The 20,739-nt window shown below is 48.0% G+C and carries 17 protein-coding genes; 3 read left to right on the top strand and 14 right to left on the bottom strand.

Translation table 11 applies throughout. The features are described from left to right. Positions 1–22 precede the first annotated feature (22 nt). The 6 genes from JYB87_RS08435 to JYB87_RS08410 form a co-directional block, all read right to left on the bottom strand. On the bottom strand, positions 23–307 hold the full coding sequence (locus JYB87_RS08435; RefSeq protein WP_207356400.1) for a YeaC family protein: 285 nt from the start codon (positions 305–307) through the stop codon (positions 23–25). After that, entirely contained in the window at positions 304–621 is a 318-nt protein-coding gene (locus tag JYB87_RS08430) for a zinc ribbon domain-containing protein (protein ID WP_207356399.1), read from the bottom strand. The genes JYB87_RS08435 and JYB87_RS08430 overlap by 4 nt, the downstream gene beginning before the upstream one ends. A 5-nt stretch (positions 622–626) precedes the next feature. Beyond that, on the bottom strand, positions 627–1,754 hold the full coding sequence (locus JYB87_RS08425; protein WP_207356398.1) for a M14 family metallopeptidase: 1,128 nt from the start codon (positions 1,752–1,754) through the stop codon (positions 627–629). A 75-nt stretch (positions 1,755–1,829) separates the two neighbouring features. Beyond that, complete coding sequence (locus JYB87_RS08420; RefSeq protein ID WP_207356397.1) at positions 1,830–2,444, bottom strand: winged helix-turn-helix domain-containing protein; 615 nt, start codon at positions 2,442–2,444, stop codon at positions 1,830–1,832. A gap of 142 nt (positions 2,445–2,586) precedes the next feature. Then, positions 2,587–4,365, bottom strand: coding sequence for a DUF885 domain-containing protein (locus JYB87_RS08415; RefSeq protein WP_207356396.1), 1,779 nt, complete (start codon positions 4,363–4,365; stop codon positions 2,587–2,589). Positions 4,366–4,473: 108 nt separating this feature from the next. After that, a complete protein-coding gene (locus tag JYB87_RS08410) occupies positions 4,474–4,941 on the bottom strand; it encodes a hypothetical protein (RefSeq protein WP_207356395.1) in 468 nt (155 codons plus the stop codon). A gap of 127 nt (positions 4,942–5,068) precedes the next feature. On the opposite strand from JYB87_RS08410, the gene dgt reads away from it, so the two are divergent. After that, positions 5,069–6,523, top strand: coding sequence for a dGTPase (gene dgt / locus JYB87_RS08405; RefSeq protein WP_207356394.1), 1,455 nt, complete (start codon positions 5,069–5,071; stop codon positions 6,521–6,523). Here the strand turns inward: dgt and JYB87_RS08400 are convergent. From JYB87_RS08400 to JYB87_RS08365, 8 genes are all read right to left on the bottom strand, one after another. Next, positions 6,520–6,795 carry a hypothetical protein gene (locus JYB87_RS08400; RefSeq protein ID WP_207356393.1) on the bottom strand — a complete coding sequence of 92 codons (276 nt, stop codon included), beginning with the start codon at positions 6,793–6,795 and terminating at the stop codon, positions 6,520–6,522. The two genes, dgt and JYB87_RS08400, sit on opposite strands and share 4 nt — an antisense overlap. Before the next feature lie 432 nt (positions 6,796–7,227). Continuing rightward, on the bottom strand, positions 7,228–7,917 hold the full coding sequence (locus JYB87_RS08395; protein WP_207356392.1) for an SDR family oxidoreductase: 690 nt from the start codon (positions 7,915–7,917) through the stop codon (positions 7,228–7,230). Between the two features lie 2 nt (positions 7,918–7,919). Next, on the bottom strand, positions 7,920–10,970 hold the full coding sequence (locus JYB87_RS08390) for a DUF3857 domain-containing protein (protein WP_207356391.1): 3,051 nt from the start codon (positions 10,968–10,970) through the stop codon (positions 7,920–7,922). Between the two features lie 47 nt (positions 10,971–11,017). Next, positions 11,018–11,797 carry a CLCA_X family protein gene (locus tag JYB87_RS08385; protein WP_207356390.1) on the bottom strand — a complete coding sequence of 260 codons (780 nt, stop codon included), beginning with the start codon at positions 11,795–11,797 and terminating at the stop codon, positions 11,018–11,020. Between the two features lie 94 nt (positions 11,798–11,891). Next, on the bottom strand, positions 11,892–13,445 hold the full coding sequence (locus tag JYB87_RS08380; protein ID WP_207356389.1) for a methyl-accepting chemotaxis protein: 1,554 nt from the start codon (positions 13,443–13,445) through the stop codon (positions 11,892–11,894). A 317-nt stretch (positions 13,446–13,762) separates the two neighbouring features. Next, entirely contained in the window at positions 13,763–16,864 is a 3,102-nt protein-coding gene (locus JYB87_RS08375) for an efflux RND transporter permease subunit (protein ID WP_207356388.1), read from the bottom strand. Next, positions 16,864–17,895, bottom strand: coding sequence for an efflux RND transporter periplasmic adaptor subunit (locus JYB87_RS08370; protein ID WP_207356387.1), 1,032 nt, complete (start codon positions 17,893–17,895; stop codon positions 16,864–16,866). Before JYB87_RS08370 ends, JYB87_RS08375 begins: the two co-directional genes overlap by 1 nt. A gap of 326 nt (positions 17,896–18,221) precedes the next feature. Further along, positions 18,222–19,103 (bottom strand): LysR family transcriptional regulator, encoded by an 882-nt coding sequence (locus JYB87_RS08365; RefSeq protein ID WP_207356386.1) that lies wholly within the window; start codon positions 19,101–19,103, stop codon positions 18,222–18,224. Between the two features lie 143 nt (positions 19,104–19,246). Here JYB87_RS08365 and JYB87_RS08360 point away from each other — a divergent pair, with 143 nt between their 5' ends. Further along, positions 19,247–19,696, top strand: a complete 450-nt coding sequence (locus JYB87_RS08360) for a DoxX family protein (protein ID WP_207356385.1) — start codon at positions 19,247–19,249, stop codon at positions 19,694–19,696. A gap of 68 nt (positions 19,697–19,764) precedes the next feature. Next, complete coding sequence (locus JYB87_RS08355; RefSeq protein WP_207356384.1) at positions 19,765–20,712, top strand: glutathione S-transferase family protein; 948 nt, start codon at positions 19,765–19,767, stop codon at positions 20,710–20,712. Positions 20,713–20,739 lie beyond the last annotated feature (27 nt).

Genomic DNA, 20,739 nt, shown 5'->3' with positions numbered 1-20,739 from the left:
CCCAAACATTGGGGCTTTTCTGTTACAGCTCTTTTTCGTCAAACGAGGCGATGGTGTCACCTTTAAAGCGACGTTTGAGTTCTGCTTTTGACAACTCAATGACCTGACCGTCTTTACCAATCGTAAAGTGCTCATTTTGATCGAACCGTCGCGCTTGAAATAGCATGACTAACTGCAAAGTAGATTCTTTTTGCTCTTCTGTCAGTAATGAGCCATCTTCCCACTTACCAATTTCAGCCGCAGTACGTAAACGCTCAAACACCTCAAGCGGCATGTCATCAATCACTTTTAACAGTTCGTCGCTCATGAGCCTTTCCTTTTGTGCAATACGATACGAATCCGGGTGATGAGATAACCCACAAAACCAAACGCAAAACATACCGCGCCGACTAATGCCTGATTGCCTTGGGCGACTTCACCGCCCCAAAACCAAATAACCACCCCGGCGATAAACAGGGTTAATGCCAAAAAGCTATGCGTTTGCAGCTTGGTTGATTTTTGGATGCTACTAATACGCGCTGCAGATTCACTCTCCTCGCCCACTGCAATATTGCAGCTAGGACAGCGAGTTGCTCTACTCGACATGCGCTTATTACAAACAGGACATTCGACTAACGCCATAGTGCTTACCTCAATGAATCAACAACGGCCAGCATCGCTGTCAGTGATGCTTCACCAAAATAGATACAACGCTGTGGTGACCAACCTTCCATTGGATCTGCAAGATTATGATTATCTTTAAATGGCATTTCCAAGGTATTCGACAAACATTTAAAGGTATTTGCCACCCAATTTGACGCGATGGTTAAGTTAGCTTTACCCGGCTCATCTTTACCGTAACCAAATTCAGTCTGAAAATCTGGGCTAACCAGCAACAACGCATTTTCAAAGGCATCTTGCAGCGCTTGCATGCGATCATCCCACGCCGGTACACCTTCACAGCCGGCTAAGAACACATATGGTAAGCCTTCATCACCATGCACGTCATAGAACAAGTCGACGCCGATAGCTTTCATCTTATTAACGACGTAATAAACTTCTGGGCTTTTTTCTAGCGAAGGGGTTTGCCATTCACGATTAAGATTAACGCCAACCGCATTGGTACGCAGATGACCACGGGCGCTACCGTCAGGGTTCATATTCGGCACAACATAGAAGTTAGCTTTATCCAGCAACTGTTTTGAAACCGGATCATCTGAGTCAAGCAGACGATAAAGCAGACCTTCAACTAACCATTCCGCCATGGTTTCACCTGGATGCTGACGTGCAGTAATCCAGATGTTTTTCTTGTGCTCAGCACCATCACCAATCTTCACCAAGGTCATATCGCGACCATCTAAGGTCAAACCAAGATGTTCAAGTGAGACTTCTGGGTGAACTTGCACAGCACTGAGCAGATCGAGGTGGCGCTCATAGCTATAAGGGGCGAAGTAAGCAATTTGAATCGCGTCGGCATCCAGAGCTAAGTCGATGATTAGTTGTTCACCATCAAATCGGGTCGGTACGCGGAACCAATGCTGACGGTCGTAGCTCGCTACCGCTTGGTAATCATGCCACCCTTTTACGTAAGAGGACTTTCCGGCATTAACGATTTTGAGGCAATATTGATTGCCCACCAGCCCTTCAAAACGAAAGTTAAACCACTGAAAAAACTCATCACCTGCATCCGGGCGAATCGCTAAACGGATGTCATTTTTGTCAGCAATATCGAGTACTTCGATATTCCCGCCATCGAAATTGGCTGTAACTCTCATTTAATATCCTTACTACGCTGCGGGCATAAAACCCGCCAAAATTTGCGCACTAGGATAAACCAATTCCCCAAGGGTTTAAACGTTAGAAACGGGATCTGGCTGGGCGAACTGTAAGTGTTCGTGATTAAAGCTGTAGCCTCGACCACGCACGGTCAAAATCAAGTTACGTGCAAGCCCTGCCTGCTGCAGTTTTTTACGAATATTGGCGATGTGCATGTCCAAATTCCGATCGTACTGGCCAAAATCACGCTGCAATATCTGCTGCTGCAATTCCGGCTTGCTAACAGCCTGACCTTGTTGCTCATACAGGTATTGAAAGATTTTCAACTCAGTATCGGTGAGCTGCACTATCCGGTTTTGCAGAATGATGGCACCATTTTTTGGGTCAATCACAATCTCTGAGCTGTCGCTTTCGTCGACAAGGATAGGCGCAATATCGGCATCAATCGATTCTGGTGATGTAAAGATACACGGCAGCTGGGTATAACAAGCTAACTGTTGATGTTCTGCAGGTTTTTTGAAGTGTCTGGATAACATCACTAACACATCAGGGGTTAACTGCGGCTTAAGATGCTGCTCCTTCAGCGAATGAAGTGCAAAACGATGGGGAGTATTTTCAGTTTTGCTTGCAATCCATGGTGTTACTGCTTGTTGCCACTGTTCATCATCTGTTACTACTAGAAAATTCATAGCGCGCCAATACTATTGCTAATTATTATCATTTGCACATTAAACGCATTTATAGTGCAAGTGTCAATATTCTGACGCTTCTAATTTGAGCAACAGCAAAGAAAAGTTTCAGCAGACCCTTTTCTTTGCTGTGAGATGGCAATTATTTCAACATCAATTGGCGGATATACATCACTGGCGCACTGCCGTAGCTCAAAAACTGTTCATGAAATTGCTTAAGATTGAACTGCTTACCCTGTTTGGCTTTCAGTTCATCGCGCAAATCATAAATCGCGCGGTAACCGGCATAATAGCTGGTTAACTGCACTTGGCTTAAAGTTGCTCGACGCCACTTACCCTCGGCTTCTGCCGTTTGTTGGAATGCTTCTTGGGTCATTAATGCAATTGCTTCATCATGGCTCATGCCCTTCACTTGAATGCTGTAATCCAAAATAGTGTTACAGATGGTGCGGAGGTTCCATTTGTAGTACATCAACCACAGTTCTGGTTCAAAATCACCATAGCCCTCTTCCAGCATCATGCGTTCACCATAGACCGCCCAGCCTTCAATCATGGCGCCGTTACCAAAAATGCTTTTAATCAGACTCGGTGATTTATTGGCGTAAACCAGTTGGGTGTAATGACCAGGGATCGCTTCATGGATATTGAGAATTTGCAGCATCCAGTGATTATATTCACGCAGATAACTTTCGGCTGACTCGTCGCTCATACCATCAAGCGGGGTTACGTTGTAGTAGGTGTTGGCACCTTTATCATAAGGGCCTGGCGCACTGACTGACGCGCCAGCGAAACCGCGCATATATTCTGGGGTTTCGCGCACCACCAAAGGTTCATTCGGGTCAAGTTCGACCAAATCTTTGGTTTCAACAAAGTTAACCAGCTTCGGCATTAGCTTTTTCACTTCATCGACAAACTGATCGCGTGACACATGCTGCAAAGACAGCTTATCGATCATCATACGAATCGCGACTTTCTCATCTGCCGGCTTGGCTTGGGTAAAGTACTTATTCCACAGTTGATCGGTCAGTTTGGCCATTTCGGTTTGTACTTTAGCTTTATCGGCCAGCGCTTTTTGATACAGCTCCTTTGCAGTCATACCGGATTGAATATCGAAGGCAAATTTCTGCTCATATAAGGCTTCACCGATACGGAAACTACGAGCACCGTTTTGCTTCAGATCGGATTCTAGGGACTTCAAGTAGTCGATATAACCTGTGATAGCCGCTTTTGCATCAGTCAGACGCGAGGCAAATAGCTGCTTTTCATTTGCCGTTAACCCAGAAGTATTGACCTTGGTCAGCAGCTCATCGTTTAACACCGAGAAAGCACCTTGGTTTTGCAAAATCCCCAGTTGAGTATGTTCCAAAGTGGGATGGTCAATATTGGCTTTAGCGGCTTGGTAATAAGCCGGTACATTGGTTAATCGACCTAGGGCACTGCGCAAGCGCTCATCTTCTGCGGCATAATTGCCATTGATGATCTGCGCGAAGCTGCCCGCGACGTTGTAAGACGAAGGATCCCACTGCCAACCTTTAAAGGTCGTCAGATCCCAGCGAATGCTTGCCAGTAAATTTTCTAATAAGCGATAGTCGATCAGATGTGCCGCCGACAAACCGTTGGGATTGAAAGCACTCAGCTTTGCTTGATAGGTATCAACAAATGCCAAGGTGGCAGCACGATTTTCAGCATTTGGCACTTCCAGCGTTGCATCATATTTGTGATAACCGCTATAGAGTGCATACGTAGGCATGACCAGCCAAAAGGCTTCAATAAATTGGTCGCTAAACGACGCAAATTGCTGATCGGCTGACACTGTGGTCACCGCAGTTGCGAAGGTTTCAGGTGCGGAAGTAGATTGGCAAGCCGTCAAACCACCACATAGAACAGCGGTGATCAGCAGTGACAACGGGAGTTTTTTCATTCTATTGGTTCCATGGTCATTCAAACGTGGAGATTGTTTGAGTTAACCATTGCCAATGCTAAATGTCAGCAATAAATCCCGCTGTCACATCACTTGTTACAGTTTAAGTTACTGAGTAACCCGCTTAAATACGGCGGAGGTATCCATCTTCCAGCCACCCGCTTGCTGCTCAGTCTTAGGTTGCGGTACCCCAGTGACCAAGGTGCCATCGGCACGTTGTTGATAAACTAAAGGTCGAGGCTGAGTTTTGTCATCCCAGTAAAGCGTCAGCAGTACAGCTTCATCGCCATCCACGGTTTTCAAATGCGCGTCGGACACCTCGGCGTATGCGCTGCCACGGTACTCACTCAAGGTATCACCGCTGCAATCTGTGTTTTGATAGAGTTTGGCCAGACTGTGGTAAGTGTTGTCAGTAAAACTCATGCTGAAATTTTTGCTGTTGTCACCTTCGGCGATGCAGCCAGTGCTCCATTCGCCGCTAATGGGCAATTTGGGTTTATCTGAGTGGCGATAGCCGAAATAGCCTAAAACCACAATCGCGATAAGCAACAGTACGCCATATACTGTTTTTGACATAGTTCCCTCCGCAGGATACTGATGAAGTTAGCTGCAGTGACAATATCACAAATTTGATGACACTGACGCCATAGAATGTGACACTTTTGTCTATATATCAGCCAGATAATTCAGGAATGTGTAACCGATGGATATCGATTTTCGCCAGCGCTTTAGCTTGAAACGTCCGTTTAGCCATAACAGTGGTGAGCCTAAAACTCTCGATATTCGTGCCTTACAACGTGCTTATGAAAGTGACCGCGGCCGGATCATTAACTCAGCGGCAATTCGCCGGTTGCAACAAAAAACCCAAGTATTTGCTTTAGAACGCAATGCGGCGGTACGCAGTCGTCTGACTCATTCGTTAGAGGTGCAGCAAACTGGGCGTTTTATTGTGCAGCGAATTTTTGACCTGCTCGATGAACAACAGCAGGACTTTGGCCTATCTCCGATGGAACGCGTATTAGAAACCTTAGTCGAGATGGCCTGTCTGATGCACGATGTTGGCAACCCACCCTTCGGCCATTTTGGCGAAGCCGCCATCAGCGATTGGTTTGAAACTGAACTCTCCATATTGAATGCGGATTTTGCAGCGAATTATCCAGCACTCGCCCAAGATATCTGCCATTTTGAAGGCAATGCGCAGGCGATTCGGCTGATGCATTCGTTGTTAGGGCTTAACCTCACTTACAGTCAAATCGCTGGCATTTTGAAATACACCCGCGCCGGTGATATCGCCAAACATGAGATACCCGTAGATAAATCTTACCTGATGAAAAAGGTGGGCTATTACGCGTCTGAGCGCCAATTTGTGCTGCAACTTTGGCTGCAGTTGGGGATTGCTAAAGATAACCGTCATCCAGTCAGTTACATCATGGAAGCGGCCGATGATATCTCCTATTGTCTTGCAGATATTGAAGATGCAGTCGAAAAAGGCATTATCAGCCTGCCACTCTTGCAACAAGCGCTGACCGAGGAGTACCAACGGCAACTCGCGGCGCACGGCTTGCCCAATGAGCATGCCTCGTTGATGGTTGATGCGATTCGTTTTGCACAAAACCAATCGGCGCGCATCAATATCAATCACACCAGCCAGTTCTTCACTTTCCTGCGGGTGAAGTTGATCCATCCGTTAGTGGATCATGCGGCAACGGAGTTTATTGCCAATATCGATGCGGTATTTGCCGGAAATCTTAATCGAGCTTTACTGGAAGATGGCAGTGTGTGCCATGCCATTGCCGCCACACTCAAACAAGTGGCCATTGATAAGGTATTTAGCCATCGCGAAGTCGAAAAACTGGAATTACAAGGTTACCGCATTATCAGCGGCTTGCTACAAAGCTATGCACCGCTATTGGCGCTGACAAGCGAGGATTTTATGGCATTGGTGTCGGGTGCGAGTCGTAAACCTATCATTGCCGCGCGCTTACTGCATCGTCTGCCGCAAAAACATTTAGCCACCTATAAAAACGCCATAAAAAACGGCAAGAATGCAGAACTACCAGAGTTTTATCATCGTTGCCGTTTAATTCAAGATTACATCAGTGGCATGACAGACCAATTTGCTCAAGATGAATACCGCATGATGCAGGCGCTGGATTAGCAGCGCTTGATCCGCACCACCTTCATGGTTTCAAACTCCATGCCGGCGACTAATGTGGTCTGCGGATAATAGTCAATGTTGACGCGAGTGCCTTTGAGGCTGCGATATCGTTTGCTACGTCTAAACCGAAAAGGAGTCTCGTTATTCTCTAGCATCAGTGTGTGTTGAACCCACTCACCTTCGTCTCGCTGAGTATGAGAAAGCACAGTGCAATGCTCTTGATGGCGTAAGTTGGGATTCTGTTGTTCAACAGAGATGTCAGAAATGCTCATAATTCGATACCTCCCGCAGTTCGGTTCTGACGAAAATCGGTCCAGAAGGGCCTCCGTGGCCTACCCCTTATCCAAAATTTCCGTGACAAAAACCCGCCATCGAATGATGACCATTCCAATGCTATCGCGAAGGGGAAGACCAAAAAAACGCTGAGTAAATTGCGACGAGTACAGCCAAGTGCAATTTCAGCGAACAACTATTGTAGCAAAAATAACCAGCATGAGGGGCTGTCGCAGAAAATTTTATTAAAAAAGCGATTATGCCAATCTGTATTTGAATTACATACTGCGCTCACCGAGGCGTGATGCTGCCGATGTTTGCCGTTAATTCAACAGCTTTGCTGCAACTAATAGTGGGTCGCAAACCAAAGATGCCGTAGCGGCGCTAACACGGCATCTTTGTCTTAAATCACTGTTGCGTTAATTGACCAATTACCACGCAATCTCATTGCCTCGGTAATCAAAAAAGTGACCGCTTTGTGCCGCGGTCAAATTATTCAATACTTGTTGAATCCCGCTGGCAGAGGTTTCAGTGTCAATTAACCCATGTGGGCCGCCCATGTCTGTTCTTACCCAGCCAGGATGAATGACTACAGCTTTGATGCCATCAACGGCTAAATCTATTGCGAGGCTTTTGGTCACTGCATTTTGTGCCGCTTTTGATGATCGGTAGTAATAGGCTCCACCGCTACTATTATCATCTAAGCTACCCATTTTAGAGCTGATGTTCGCAATGGTGCCTTGCCCCATTTTTAGCTGCGGTAAAAAAGCTTCAACCACTTTCAGGGGCGCAATTGTGTTGATTTCGATAACTTTACGCCATTCTTCCACGTCAGATCCGCCGACAGCCACATTGTATGGGCCGTAATATCCTGCATTATTAATTAGCAACGAGATCGGTCTGTCCGCTAACTCTTTACCCAATTCAGCCACTGCGTCATAGTCTGTGACATCCAGTTGATAAACTTCCAAGCCTGGATTGTCGCTGATCAGATAAAGTAGATCGTCTGCTTGATCAGGGTTCCGACAGCATGCCACCACATCCCAGCCTGCTTTCAAATACAATTTGGTTAACGCAAGCCCAATGCCTCGATTAGCGCCAGTGATGAAAACCTGCGACATGCTTACTCCTTGATGATTGTGTTGTCTTGATGACGATACTGCTGCCAGTGTGCTTTGAGCGCTGCGATAAACTCTGCCGAGTTGGATTGATCGGCTGGTAAACGAAAAACCAATCGTGAACCATCATGCTTCACGACTGTCACCTCAGTTTTGGTTAACAGTGGTTGCAGTGATTCCACCTGAATTTCTCGCACTTGGGCAAAACTCGCCTGCTGCGCTGTAGATTTTCCTTGATCATGGCGGTAGCTGAAAATAGTTGAGTCGCTAAAACCGACACCTTGATCACGAAAATCAAAGTAACTATCTGTGTAAAAGTAGTCCGCAGACTCATTAGGCTTGATATAACGCTGCTGTTGCAGGAATACGTTGTAACTTGGCCACAATTTATTGCCGGCGGTCGGTTCCGCCTGCGGCAGTAGCCACACACTTTTTGCCAGTGATACCGCGTAAAATGGCAATACCGCTAACGCCAATAACAGATGATAGCTTTGCCAATGCGGATTTAGCCGAATACCCTGCTTTCGATTCATTCGGCTTACCAAGGCGACTAACGGTAACAGCGCAAGCGTTGGTGGTAGCCACCACAGTGCAACCGGAATCAAGGCCAAATTGACTACGCTGACAATGAGTACCAGCGCAACTATCACAAAAAACAGTATGAAGCCCGCGCTGATGATAGGATTAACCTTTCTATAGTGGGATTGCTGTCGCCACATCGCCAGCGCCAACGGTAAGTAGGTCAGCGGTGCAAAAAGCGTCCACCATATTGCTGAAATACGGGTGATACCGTGCTGCTCAAGGTAGTGCCAGTTTCGAAAACTCCAATAAAAGAAGTAACCGCCTAAGGTCAACAGCGATAGCAGCGCCACTTGATGCCAAGGCACACTGTAAAACTGCATCGAATGCTGCGGCTGTTTAACCGACTGCCAAAACGCCAGCGCCAGGCCAATCAGTACGGCCGCGAACAACCAATATCCAATGATGATAAGCACATCTTTGGTGAATTTATCCGCTAACGCTTGTTGCTGTTTTGCATCACTGTTGTAGCTGACAATACCGTATTCATTCAGCGCTTGAATGCGCTTTAATGCTTCAATGTATTGCGGAAAATCCGCCGCGGTGACAAATGGTGTCAATGATTGATAGCGATAATGCAGCCGCAACTGCTGCGCCGCCGCATCAAAATTCACCTCAAACTGGTAATCGAAAAAGGCGTTCTTTTCTCGATGGTGCTCATTATTCAAATCCCAATGATGCGTATCGAATAACTTAAGTGTAATTGTGCCATCGACCGTCAACGGATAGCTCAGCGCGTAAGGGCGCGGCTCGCGATTACTGGGGATCTCAATAAAATTACTCAACTGATTTTCGGTTGCAAAAAACTGCTGATCGCCATCCGCATCTTGCTGCCAAGGATTGGTAAATGTGTACTGTTCGCTGATGGTCAATCCATCATCTCTATCATCAATAACCAAAGGTTCAGCCGCAAGCTCACCGTATTGTTCACGGTAAAAATCGGCATAAGACGTTGCCAATTGCGCGGAACCTGTTGATGCTAACCGCTCGCGCAAGCGCTCGGCCTCAGTTCCCCAATAATGAGTGGTTACTTGATATCTCGCGGCTTTGGTATCACCTTGGCTCAGGTTAAACAGCTCAGCATAGTCAATCCTTGCTCCCGAGTGTTCACGTGGCATCAGTGTGAGTGCATCCGTTGTGGGCGACAGCACTAGGCCATATCCATAAAACGGCTGACTACGCTCTGTAATGATGCCTTTTTGAAAACTAATGGTGGGATCTACAAAATAGGCTTGCCCATTCAAGAGGAGTTGAACAATTGCATGGTTAAAGGCTTTTGCTGACGGTAATTGTTTATCTAATGCCTCCCCTGTGTCGGTATTAACTAACACGGGTTCAGCCTGAATACCCATGGCGTGTAACAAGGCAACCAATAACACGGTTTTGTCTTTGCAATCACCAAAACGGTGCCGCAAGGTTTGCTCAGGCGTGGCGGGCAAATGGCTATTTACCCCCATTTCTAACCCTAAATAACGGATTTGTTGTTGTACAAAATCGAGCGCTGCCGTTGCCTTGGCTTCATCAGTAGTCAATCCGGCACTCAATAAATCGGCTTGCGATATGACGGTCGCTGACTGGCTGATTTTGGGCGCAAATAACTGCCAACCCCATGTGGCAACCGCCGACCAATCGGCAAAGTCAGAAAAGCTAATACGCAAGCGCGGATCGTACCCATTAGGGGTATCGCTTGGCACAGCAAGCCCTTCAACTTGGCCGAGCGAAATTTGGTAATTTCTATCATCTCCGATGTGAGTTTCAACAAGCTGTTGCCCCTCTGACGCATTATCCAATTGCAGCTGCAACGGCGTATCTCGGCGCCATAAGACACTGACAAACTGCTGCGCAATCGGCACGTTCCATTGCAACGGACGACGATGGTAAAAATGGCCATCAAACACAGGATTAACCCCTGTAACTGTGTAGGCATATTCCAATATATCGCCAACACGCACATCGGTAAGTAACAAGCGTAGATTAACGCTGCCATCAACTACTTGGGCGGATTGAGAGTGACGTTCAACACTATGACTTGCATCTTTCAGTTTATCGATTGTCTGTCCGTGTCGATAAAGGGTCACTTGATGCAGTTGCAGCTGTTCGTAACTCGGATCAAACTGCAATGACAGCTGCGAATAATCCTCTACTGCTTTCACATTGTTGATTTTTATCGCAAAGTGACGAAACTGCTGCTCACGATTCTGCTTATCGCCTAAAAACTGAAAATCCGATAATAAAAAATAGACGCCATTTTGCAGCTGCTGTTCTGGGATTTCGCTGTCTTTATCAAATGGCTGCGCCACCACCCAACGCGGTGTGGGTGCCACATTGACCGCAGCAATATCTGAGAAATCGGCCCCCGATGTTAGCGCTTGACGTTGCAATGGTATGGTTTGAGCCGCAAAAACCCATTGGCAAACGAGCGATAGCCCGAGTAACCCTAGCCATGTTAACCCTGCAAACCTTGAACCTTTGGTCATTCAGTTAATATCCGTATTTACTTGCCGCCATATCGTGCCTAGCCGCATTACAAGTATGCAGCAAGGCAATGGAAGTACTGCTGTAGCGCCTGCAAAATGTGCTGCCGATGCTCTGCATCTGGATAGGCCAATCGGGTTTGCTCATCCTGTTTGCGGGTGCCATCCACCAAATAGCGATTGATAATAGTACCAGCACTCTCTATCGCCGCTTCAAAAGCCCGCGCGCCTAACTCAGTTGGCATGGCAAAATAGTAGCGTTTAATCTGCTTGTCTAACGACACAGCATTGCGGACAAAAGCATTCGGCTCATCACCACCAGCGTCAAGCAACATCACTTTTAACAACTGTTGCAGCTGTTGATTTAACGGATGTGGACGCAATGGCGTATCGTTTAGCCATAACTCGGAAGCAAAGCAGATTTGGCTGAGTCGTAACGGCGAGTCTGTAAACGCAGTCTGCGCCAGATGATGATCAAGTGCGTGCCAAAACTCATGCGCTAACGCCCCCGCGCCTGCATTTTTTGCTAACGCCAAGGTTTTAGTTTGCGGCGCATAATGCGCTTGTACCCCTTGAGTGCCACCGATGCCGAAATCCAAATTAAGCTTTTGCCTTAGCCCAAGGGTCTGTGGCGGCACATTAAGCACAAAGGCTAAGTCGGCCAATGCATCAAATAAAAGATTTGCCGCCTTTTGTGCCTCTTCATTAGTGACCCACTTACCGATACGTACCGCAGCAAAACCAAACGTATCGCGGATTTGAATAAAATCTGCTGGCTCATCAAAACGATAATCGGGGCCGGAACGAAGATAATGAGAGTTTGCTAACAAAGCGATTTAGGTGAGTAAGTTTGATTGCCATCATGACATAAAGCGATGACAAGAAAAAAGCTCCAACCGGAGCCTTTTTCAATGGACTAACGGGTTAGCGTTTAAAGCGCCGGACGATTTCTATCAAGTTTTCAGCTACCGTTTGCAGGTTTTTAATGCTATTTGAGGCCTCACCAGCATTTTCTTGGCTACTAAACGCCAAGTTGGAAATATTAGTGATTTGTCGATTGATGTCTTCAGATACATGGGCTTGTTCGTCTACCGCCGCCGCCATTTGGGTCGACATTGAGGCGATAACACCAAGTTCATCGGATATACCCACAAGCAACTGCTCGCTCTGTTTAACCCGTTCCAAACCTAGCTGTGCGCCGCCTTGCCCTTGTTCAGCCACCGTAACCGCTCGCGCAGCGCGTGTACCAAGCTCCTGAATGATGTCGTGGATCTCCTTGGTAGATTCTTGGGTTCGACTGGCTAACGAGCGCACCTCATCCGCAACAACTGCAAAACCGCGTCCTTGTTCCCCGGCACGCGCAGCCTCAATCGCCGCATTCAGCGCCAATAGGTTGGTCTGTTCGGCAATCTGTTGGATCATCTGCGCTACGGTGGCAATTTTGTCGGTTTGCGCTGACACGCTGGCAACCGAGCGACTGATGTCATCGACGGTACCACTCAACTGTGCAATAGCATCGCTGGTCGAAGACGCAACATCTTTAACCTGCTCGGCTAACTCAGTGGACTTATTGACCCGCATTGACGTTTCATTCACATGGCGAGAAATTTCGGTAATCGTGGTGGTCATTTGGTTCATCGCCGTGGCAACTTGTTCGGTCTCAAGATGTTGAGATTCAAGTTGGTGATGAATTCTACGGGTCAACTCTACCGACGAACAGGTTTCAGACGCCATCAAGGTCGACGCATGCTCCATGCGAGTCAGCACTGTATTGAGATGGGCTCGCTCACTTAAAATGGCGACTTTGATTGCACCCAATTTTTGCCGTTGATCTGTGTAGCATTGAATCGCTAATGGATCTTGGAAACTGCCATCCAGCAGCTCCAACAGATCTTTGTATACGTTGCGTTTTGATTGCGAACTCCAAATTGCGTAGATCACAATCGCGACCACCAGCAGCTCTTCTGATAAGCGATCAAAATTGAGTAGAAACAGTGCGCCACAAAGGGCTGTTGCAGCAATAATAAACACATTTTCAGGGCTCATTAAGCGTGGCTTTTTTAACCCTTTGCCACTGTTTAACTTGGCGTAAAGTTTAATGCATCGCTCAACATCTTCACGCTTTGGAACCACGCGAACAGACTGGTAACCAATGACTTTGCCGTTGTCTGTCATTGGGGTGACATAGGCATTCACCCAGTAGTAATCACCATTTTTGCAGCGATTTTTAACGATACCCATCCATGGTTTACCAGCCTTTAAATACTCCCACATATTACGGAAAGCGGCAGGTGGCATATCGGGGTGGCGAATGAGGTTGTGGGGTTGGCCAATCAGTTCCTCTTTGGCGTAACCACTAATTGCGACGAATGCATCGTTACACTCTAGGATCTTGCCTTCGGTATCAGTGACCGAAATAAGTTTTTCATCAGGGCTGAATGTTCGTTCTCGATCCGTCACGGGTAGATTTTTTCGCATAATAGTCTTGATCCATTCAAATTAGTTTCCCTGCGACTTCGCTGAGTTCTCCTCCGCAGCCCCTTAAGTATTAGTGATCATCGTCAAGTTTCAACGTCGAATGAAAAAATCTTATTTAGCGAACAAAACATTAGCTCAGCAGCTACAATTATGTGTTTTTTAAACCATTCAGAGTTAACAAAAACGGCGATAAAACGAGAGCGCTATTGGGCACTATGAATAGCCAGCAGCAAGGAATCCATACAAAAAGGGCTTGCTGATTACTCGGCAAGCCCTTGGTAAAAACGATACGATCTACAATATGAAAACGCTCAGAATTAGTGCCCGATATCAGTCACTTCGCTAAGCTCTTGCGCTAAGCGTTTGCTTTCATCTGCACGCGGTTTGGTAAACCGTGCGAGCGCTAAATACAGTACTGGCGTCAGGTACAAGGTAAATACCACCGCAATTCCTAATCCACCGAACACTACCCAACCGATAGCATTGCGAGCCTCAGCCCCTGCGCCAGTTGAGAGAATAAGCGGTAGACCGCCGAGAATGGTGGAGAACAAGGTCATTGCAATGGCGCGTAACCGAATTTTTGCCGCTTTTTCAACGGCCTCTCGTACAGCCAAGCCTTGATCGCGCAGTTGGTCAGCAAACTCCACCAGCAAAATCGAGTTTTTCGCCAACAAACCAATCAACATCACTAAGCCAATCTGCGAATAGATATTAATTGAGGTATTGGTGAGATATAGCGCTAACAGTGCCGCCGCAATTCCAAAAGGCACGGTTAACATCACCACAATGGCGCTGTTAACACTTTCAAATTGCGCCGCCAGCACCAGCAAGACAATCACGAAGGCCAACAGATAAGTCAGCATCACTTCATGAGCGGTTTCTTCAAAGGTCAGCGCTTCACCTAAAAACAGCATCCCTATGTTATCTGGTAAGGTACGATCCGCTAGTTCGCGCAGCTGCATCACTGCTTGATCCAGCGGCAACTCATCCGGCAAATCCATCTCGATGGTGATGGCCCGTCGCTGGGCGTGGCGGTTAAGTTCGGCGGCAACACCCTCTTCCGAAATGGTCGCCAAACTCGATAAGGGCACCAATTGCCCAGATTGCGAACCAACATACAGATTCGACAAATCGCTAGGGTCGTTTATGGCGCCACTATGAGCTTGCAGCATGATGGGAATTGACTGGTCGCCGACGTTCAGATCGGCAATATCATCACCGTTAATCGCTACCCGTAGCGTGGATGAGATAACCCGCAACGGCACACCGAGCTCTTCAGCACGACGGCGATCAATGTTCACTCTTAACTGCGGTTGCGTTGGTTTATAGCCAATGTCAGGCGTCCCTAGCTGCGGCAGGTTTTGCTCAATCTCACGGCTGAAATTCAGCGCCGCTTGGTAAATGCCAGCATAATCTTCTCCGGTCAGCGCCAACTGCAACCCGCCGCCTTGACCGCGTAAATTAAGACTGTTGGCACCAAAGGCGCGTGCTGGCGCGCCAGGGATCGCGCCCAAAGGACCACGAATTTTATCGATAATATCTTGCTGTGACTCATCACGTTCATCCCAGTGCTTTAAAGGCGCGGTGATAAACACAATGTTGGGGTCCCACTGACCCACCACAGAATACAGCGAATCAATTTCACCTTTATCCACATAGGGCAGCAAAATATCTTCCATTTTGCGCGCTTGGCGTTCCATATAATTCAAGCCAACACCGTCGGGGCCACGAGCAAAAATCCGAATCGTGCCGCGATCTTCCGTCGGCAGCAGTTCATTTTGCAGTTGGGTATACAACATCGCAGCGCCAGCAGCGGCCAAAACAGAAGCAAAGAATGCCAACCACGCATGATTAAGCACCCAGTGAAGGCTTGCTTGATAGCCATTGAGCAGCTTGTGGCCAATACGACCAAATAAGCTGGTTTTATCTTGCTTGCCCTTCGGCAACCGTGCGGTGAGCGCAGGCACCAGTGATAAGGCGACAAAGGAAGAGATAATCACCGCCCCCGCAAGCACCCCCCCAAATTCACGGAACAATCGCCCTGCAGTTGATGGCAAAAACGCGATCGGGATAAACACTGCGGCCAATACCGCAGTTGTCGCCACCACTGCAAAAAACACCTCGCGACTACCGACCACAGCAGCAGCGCGAGCGCCCAGACCCATCGAGCGGCGCCGCTGAACGTTTTCAGACACCACGATTGCGTCATCCACAATCAGACCAGTTGCCAACACCAACGCCAACAAGGTCAAGATGTTGATTGAAAAACCCAGCATCCAGATGATCGCAATTGAACCGATTAATGCCACGGGAATCGATAACGCGGGCACGATGGTGGCTCGCCACGAGCCGATAAAAATCCACAAGGTTAGAATTACCAGCAGCACGGTGAGTACCAAACTGGTGATCACCTCTTTGACTGAGTCCCGAATAAACTTGGCGTCGTCTGAGGTCACTTCAATTTGTAACTTGGGGAAGCGCGTCTTGAGCCGCTCCACCATCGCCAACACTTCATCAGAGATTTCAATGGTATTCGAGCGTGCTTGCCGAATGATTTCGACACCGATGATCGGCTTACCATCCAACCGGACGATCGAGTTCGCATCAGCTGGGCCAAAGTAGACTGAGGCGACATCGCCAATGCGGATATCCCCCCTCACGACAATATTCTCCACCTGCTCAGCCGTTACCGAGGTAGCATCGGCACGCACAATCAATTGTTGGTCGGTCGAACGCAAACTGCCTGCGGGCACATCAAAAGGGGCTTGTTCCAACACGTTGGCCACATCGGTGACCGACAGATGAAAACTGGTTAGACGCAGCGGATCTAACATCACCCGTAATACCCGCTCGCGGTCGCCGTTGAGCCGCACGTCCGCAACACCGGGAATACTGAGGAACTGTGGCGCTAAATCCACATCTACCACTTCGGTGAGTTCTTCTAGCTCTAATTCGTCGCTCGAAATTGCGAGGCTAACAGCGCTAGTGGCGTCATTATCCGCCTTGATAATGGAAAGTTGCTCAACATCGTCGGGTAACTCGCGCTGCACGCGACTGACGGACTCGCGCGTTTCATTGGCGGCATTATCCAAATCAACCCCGGGGCGGAACTCCACCACAACCCGCGCATTGCCTTCTTCGCTTTGGGCGCGAATGCTTTTAACACCGCTTACCCGCGCAGCTGCGCCTTCCAAAATACTGGTGACTTCAGTATCAACGGTTTCAGGAGAACCGCCGGGAAAATTCGCTCGCACCGTAACAATTGGGCGGTCGACATCGGGCAGTTCACGCACTTCAACGCCATTAATTGCGGCAAAACCTGCAATAATGATTAACAAATTAAGCACCACCACCAGCACCGGGCGGCGAATCGATAATGAAGGCAAATCGCTGGTTTGCAGGTAATGTTGCAGGCTCATTAGAACTGCTCCTCAACGACCGTCACCGTTTGCCCCTCGCGCAAGTTTTGGATGCCTTCAATAATCAGCGGGGTGGTGCTGGTTAACTCGCCCGCCACCAAAATTCGGCCTTTGAGACGTTGCTGGATCTGAATATCAACCCGCTTTGCCTGCTGATTTTCTACTACCCACACATAGGCACCGGTAGCTCCCCACGATAAGGCGGCTTCAGGAATACGGGCATACTCATCGCCGACAATCTGCAAGCTCACTCGAAAGCTCATCCCTGGGCGATAGTGATCTTGCCGATTATCAATCAGGGCTCGAGCACGAATGGTGCGGCTGGTGGCATCAACCCGAGAGTCCAGCTGCGCGATAGTAGCAGGCAATAATTCAGCGCGGTTATTCCAAGGGCGGAGCACAATTTCCGCGTTTGAAGCTAATAGGTTAAAGGCGGTTTCTGGGGCTTGAAAATTCACATACAAGGCGGCACGGCTATCAATACTGGTGATGGGCGTATTGATGCTCAAGCGATCGCCCACCTCAACATCAGTTAAACCAACATAGCCACTGAATGGCGCGCGCACAATACGCTCTTCCAACGCCACTTGCGCCTCTTCGAGCGACACTTTGGCCAAGTCACGCAGCGTGATGGCATCATCAAGATCGGTTTGAGGCACCGCACCTTGCTGGCGAATATTGGTCAATCTTTTTACGGTGCGTTCAGCATCGGCCAATTGGATTTGCGCCCGCTCAACCGCCACTTGCTGGCGCTGAGCATAGAGTTTTACCAGCGCTTGTCCTTCTACCACTTTATCACCGGGCTTAAAATTCACCTCAACTACCCGTTCTGCAACCGCTGGATACAGCACGACTGATTTATCTGCTTCAGCAGTGCCGACCACATCGACTCGAGTGATTTCATGTTCAAAGGTGACGGGTTGAACGACGACTCGTTTCGCAGGCGCGGCAGCTAAACTAATTGTGGAAAACAGCAAAGAGATAGCAGCCAATCCTGCAGGCAAATACTGACGAGTCAAGGCGGTGGGCATTAGGCGTCCTTTTTAAGCATTGCTAAATAGCGAAAATATGCGCACGAAACAATTGCCATACAATAATAGCGCGCGATTCACATTTATCGATCAAATGGCCTCGAATCTAGCCATTCATGATTAAATTCAAATTAAAATCAGCGTGTTATTGTAACGAAATTATCGATAGCCCTGATAGCAGATGGGACTATTCTTGATAAGCCAAGAGGAAGGAAATGACGCGCGTTTAACGAAGCAGACGCTGACACCTTATAAGATGTCATAGAAAGTATGCCCACGTATGCAAAGAAAGTGGGCACCACAGCGGCAAGGTAATGCATGATGGTTTAGACGAGGTTTGCATCCCAATATGGTGGATTGCCAAAATAGCCATCGGCAAAATCCAAAAAGCTGCGCACTTTACTGGCTAACAGCTTGCGATGTGGATAAACCGCGAAAAGCCCTAGCGGCTCAGGCGCTAACTCAGGTAGCACGATCACTAAACGGCCATCTGCCAATGCATCACCAGCGATAAAGGTGGGTTGCAAAGTGATGCCCGCCCCTGCGATTGCAGCTTGCACTAACACATCGCCGTTATTGGAGATCAACGCATCATGCCCCTCCGGCCACAAGGGATTTCGCTCCATATAGCTATAACTTAAAAACTGATGCTGTTGCAGCGCTTCTGCAGTGGTTGGCGTACCAAACTCTGCCAAATAGGCAGGTGATGCACACATGACCAAGCGGATCGGCGCTAAATGTTTGGCGATCAGGGAGGAACTCTTTAAGTTGCCGATACGCAAGGCGATATCAAAGCCCTCTTCGACAATATCGACCTTACGATCATTAAGCTGCAGATCGACATCAACATGCGGATAGGCTTTACGAAAATCAGTCAACAAGCGCGCCATGTGCGCGGTAGAAAATGAAACTGGTGCACTGATCCTTAATAATCCACGCGCATCATCTTGCAGGTCACTTAGCTGATGTTCTAAATCATCAAAATCATCTAATAACTGCTGCGCCCGCTGAAAATAACGCAGCCCTGCTTCAGTGAGGTGTACTTTGCGGGTGGTGCGATTGACTAATCGAATCCCGACGGTCTCTTCTAGCCGAGACACATATTTGCTCACCAACTGCGGTGAGATCTGCAGTCTATCCGCTGCTTTAGTAAAGCTGTTTTCACTCGCCACCATGACAAAAGCGCGTAGTACATCAATCCTATCCATGCTCAATCACCAATTATAAATGCTGTGTTTATAATATTGCGTTGATAGCCATATTAATCTTCGCAGAGTCACAAAGTAAAGTATCTCCATCGTCAAGGGGAAACCTGACAACAACCAGTTTTAACAACTTTGGAGAGCAGATCATGAAAGCACAATTATTGAACAAACTATTCGCTACTAATGCCGGTTTTGCATCAGTCGTATTGCGCGTACCTGTGGGTATTATCCTCGCCGCGCACGGCTCACAAAAGCTATTCGGCTGGTTCGGCGGTTATGGTCTAGAAGGTACAGGCCAATGGCTCGCCAGCATGGGGATGACCCCAGGTTATTTGATGGCTCTGATGGCAGGTAGCGCTGAATTCTTCGGTGGTCTGGCGTTGGTACTTGGGTTGCTCACTCGCCCAGCGGCAATCGTCACAGCCTTTACCATGTTGATTGCGATTCTATCGGTACATATCAACAACGGCTTGTTCCTTGCCAATAACGGCTACGAATATGCGTTAGCGCTGATGGTCGCCACACTGACCTTGGCGATTCAAGGCAGCGGTCGCTTGTCACTGGATAGCCAAATCGCCGCCCGCTTACAGCGCTAAGTTAAGTACGCAATAAACAAGTTAATGGGCTTCGGCGACGAAGCCCGAAGATTTCCAAGGAGTAAGTGATGTTAGTCAATGGTGTATGGACTGAAGATTGGCAACCGGTACAAGCAAAAGATAAAGATGGTCGCTTTGTAAGACAGGCGTCGTCTTTTCGCAACTGGATTACAGCTGACGGCAGCGCTGGCCCAACTGGCATTGCGGGTTTTAAAGCGGAGAAAGGCCGCTACCATCTCTACGTTGCTTATATTTGTCCTTGGGCATCGAGAACCTTGATGGCTCGAGCGCTGAAAGGGCTGACGGATTATATCGACGTTACAGTGGTCAATCCGCGCCTGTCAGATCAAGGTTGGCAATTTGGTGGCTTCGATGGCTTAAACGCAGATCCGCTTAATGATGCAGCGTTTGTGCATCAGCTTTACACCAAAGCCGATCCACAGTTTACCGGTCGTGCGACAGTGCCAGTGCTATGGGATAAGCACACCCAAACCATCGTCAACAATGAGTCTGCCGATATTGTGCGCATGTTTGATACGGGCTTTAGTGAATTGGTTAATCAAGGTCCTGTGTTGTTCCCTGAAAATTTAGCGAATGATATCGACTTACTGAACGAGCAGATGTATAACTCGCTGAATAATGGCGTATATAAAGCAGGATTCGCAACTACTCAAGTAGCTTATGAAGAAGCTTATCACGCCGTATTCAACACGCTCGATATGCTAGAACAGCGTTTAAGCGATGGACGCGCATTCCTCTTTGGTGACCTGTTTACTGAATCGGATATTCGATTGTTTGTCACGCTCATCCGTTTTGATGCTGCCTACTACAGTTTGTTTAAATGTAATCGAAACCAGCTAAAAGAGATGCCGTATCTGCACGCTTACACACAACGCGTGTTAGCACTCGATGGTATCAAGGACACAGTCAATATCGAGCATATTAAAGCAGGCTATTACTCAATCAAGGCGCTAAACCCCAATGGAATTGTGCCTGTGGGTCCAGACAGTATTTAGGCTGAAATCGCCCTTAGCCATATTATT

The organism is Shewanella avicenniae (assembly GCF_017354945.1).
GTDB classification, from domain to species: Bacteria; Pseudomonadota; Gammaproteobacteria; order Enterobacterales; family Shewanellaceae; genus Shewanella; species Shewanella avicenniae.
The sequence above is the reverse complement of the archived record's forward strand: the minus strand, read 5'-3'. Positions and strand labels throughout refer to the sequence as shown.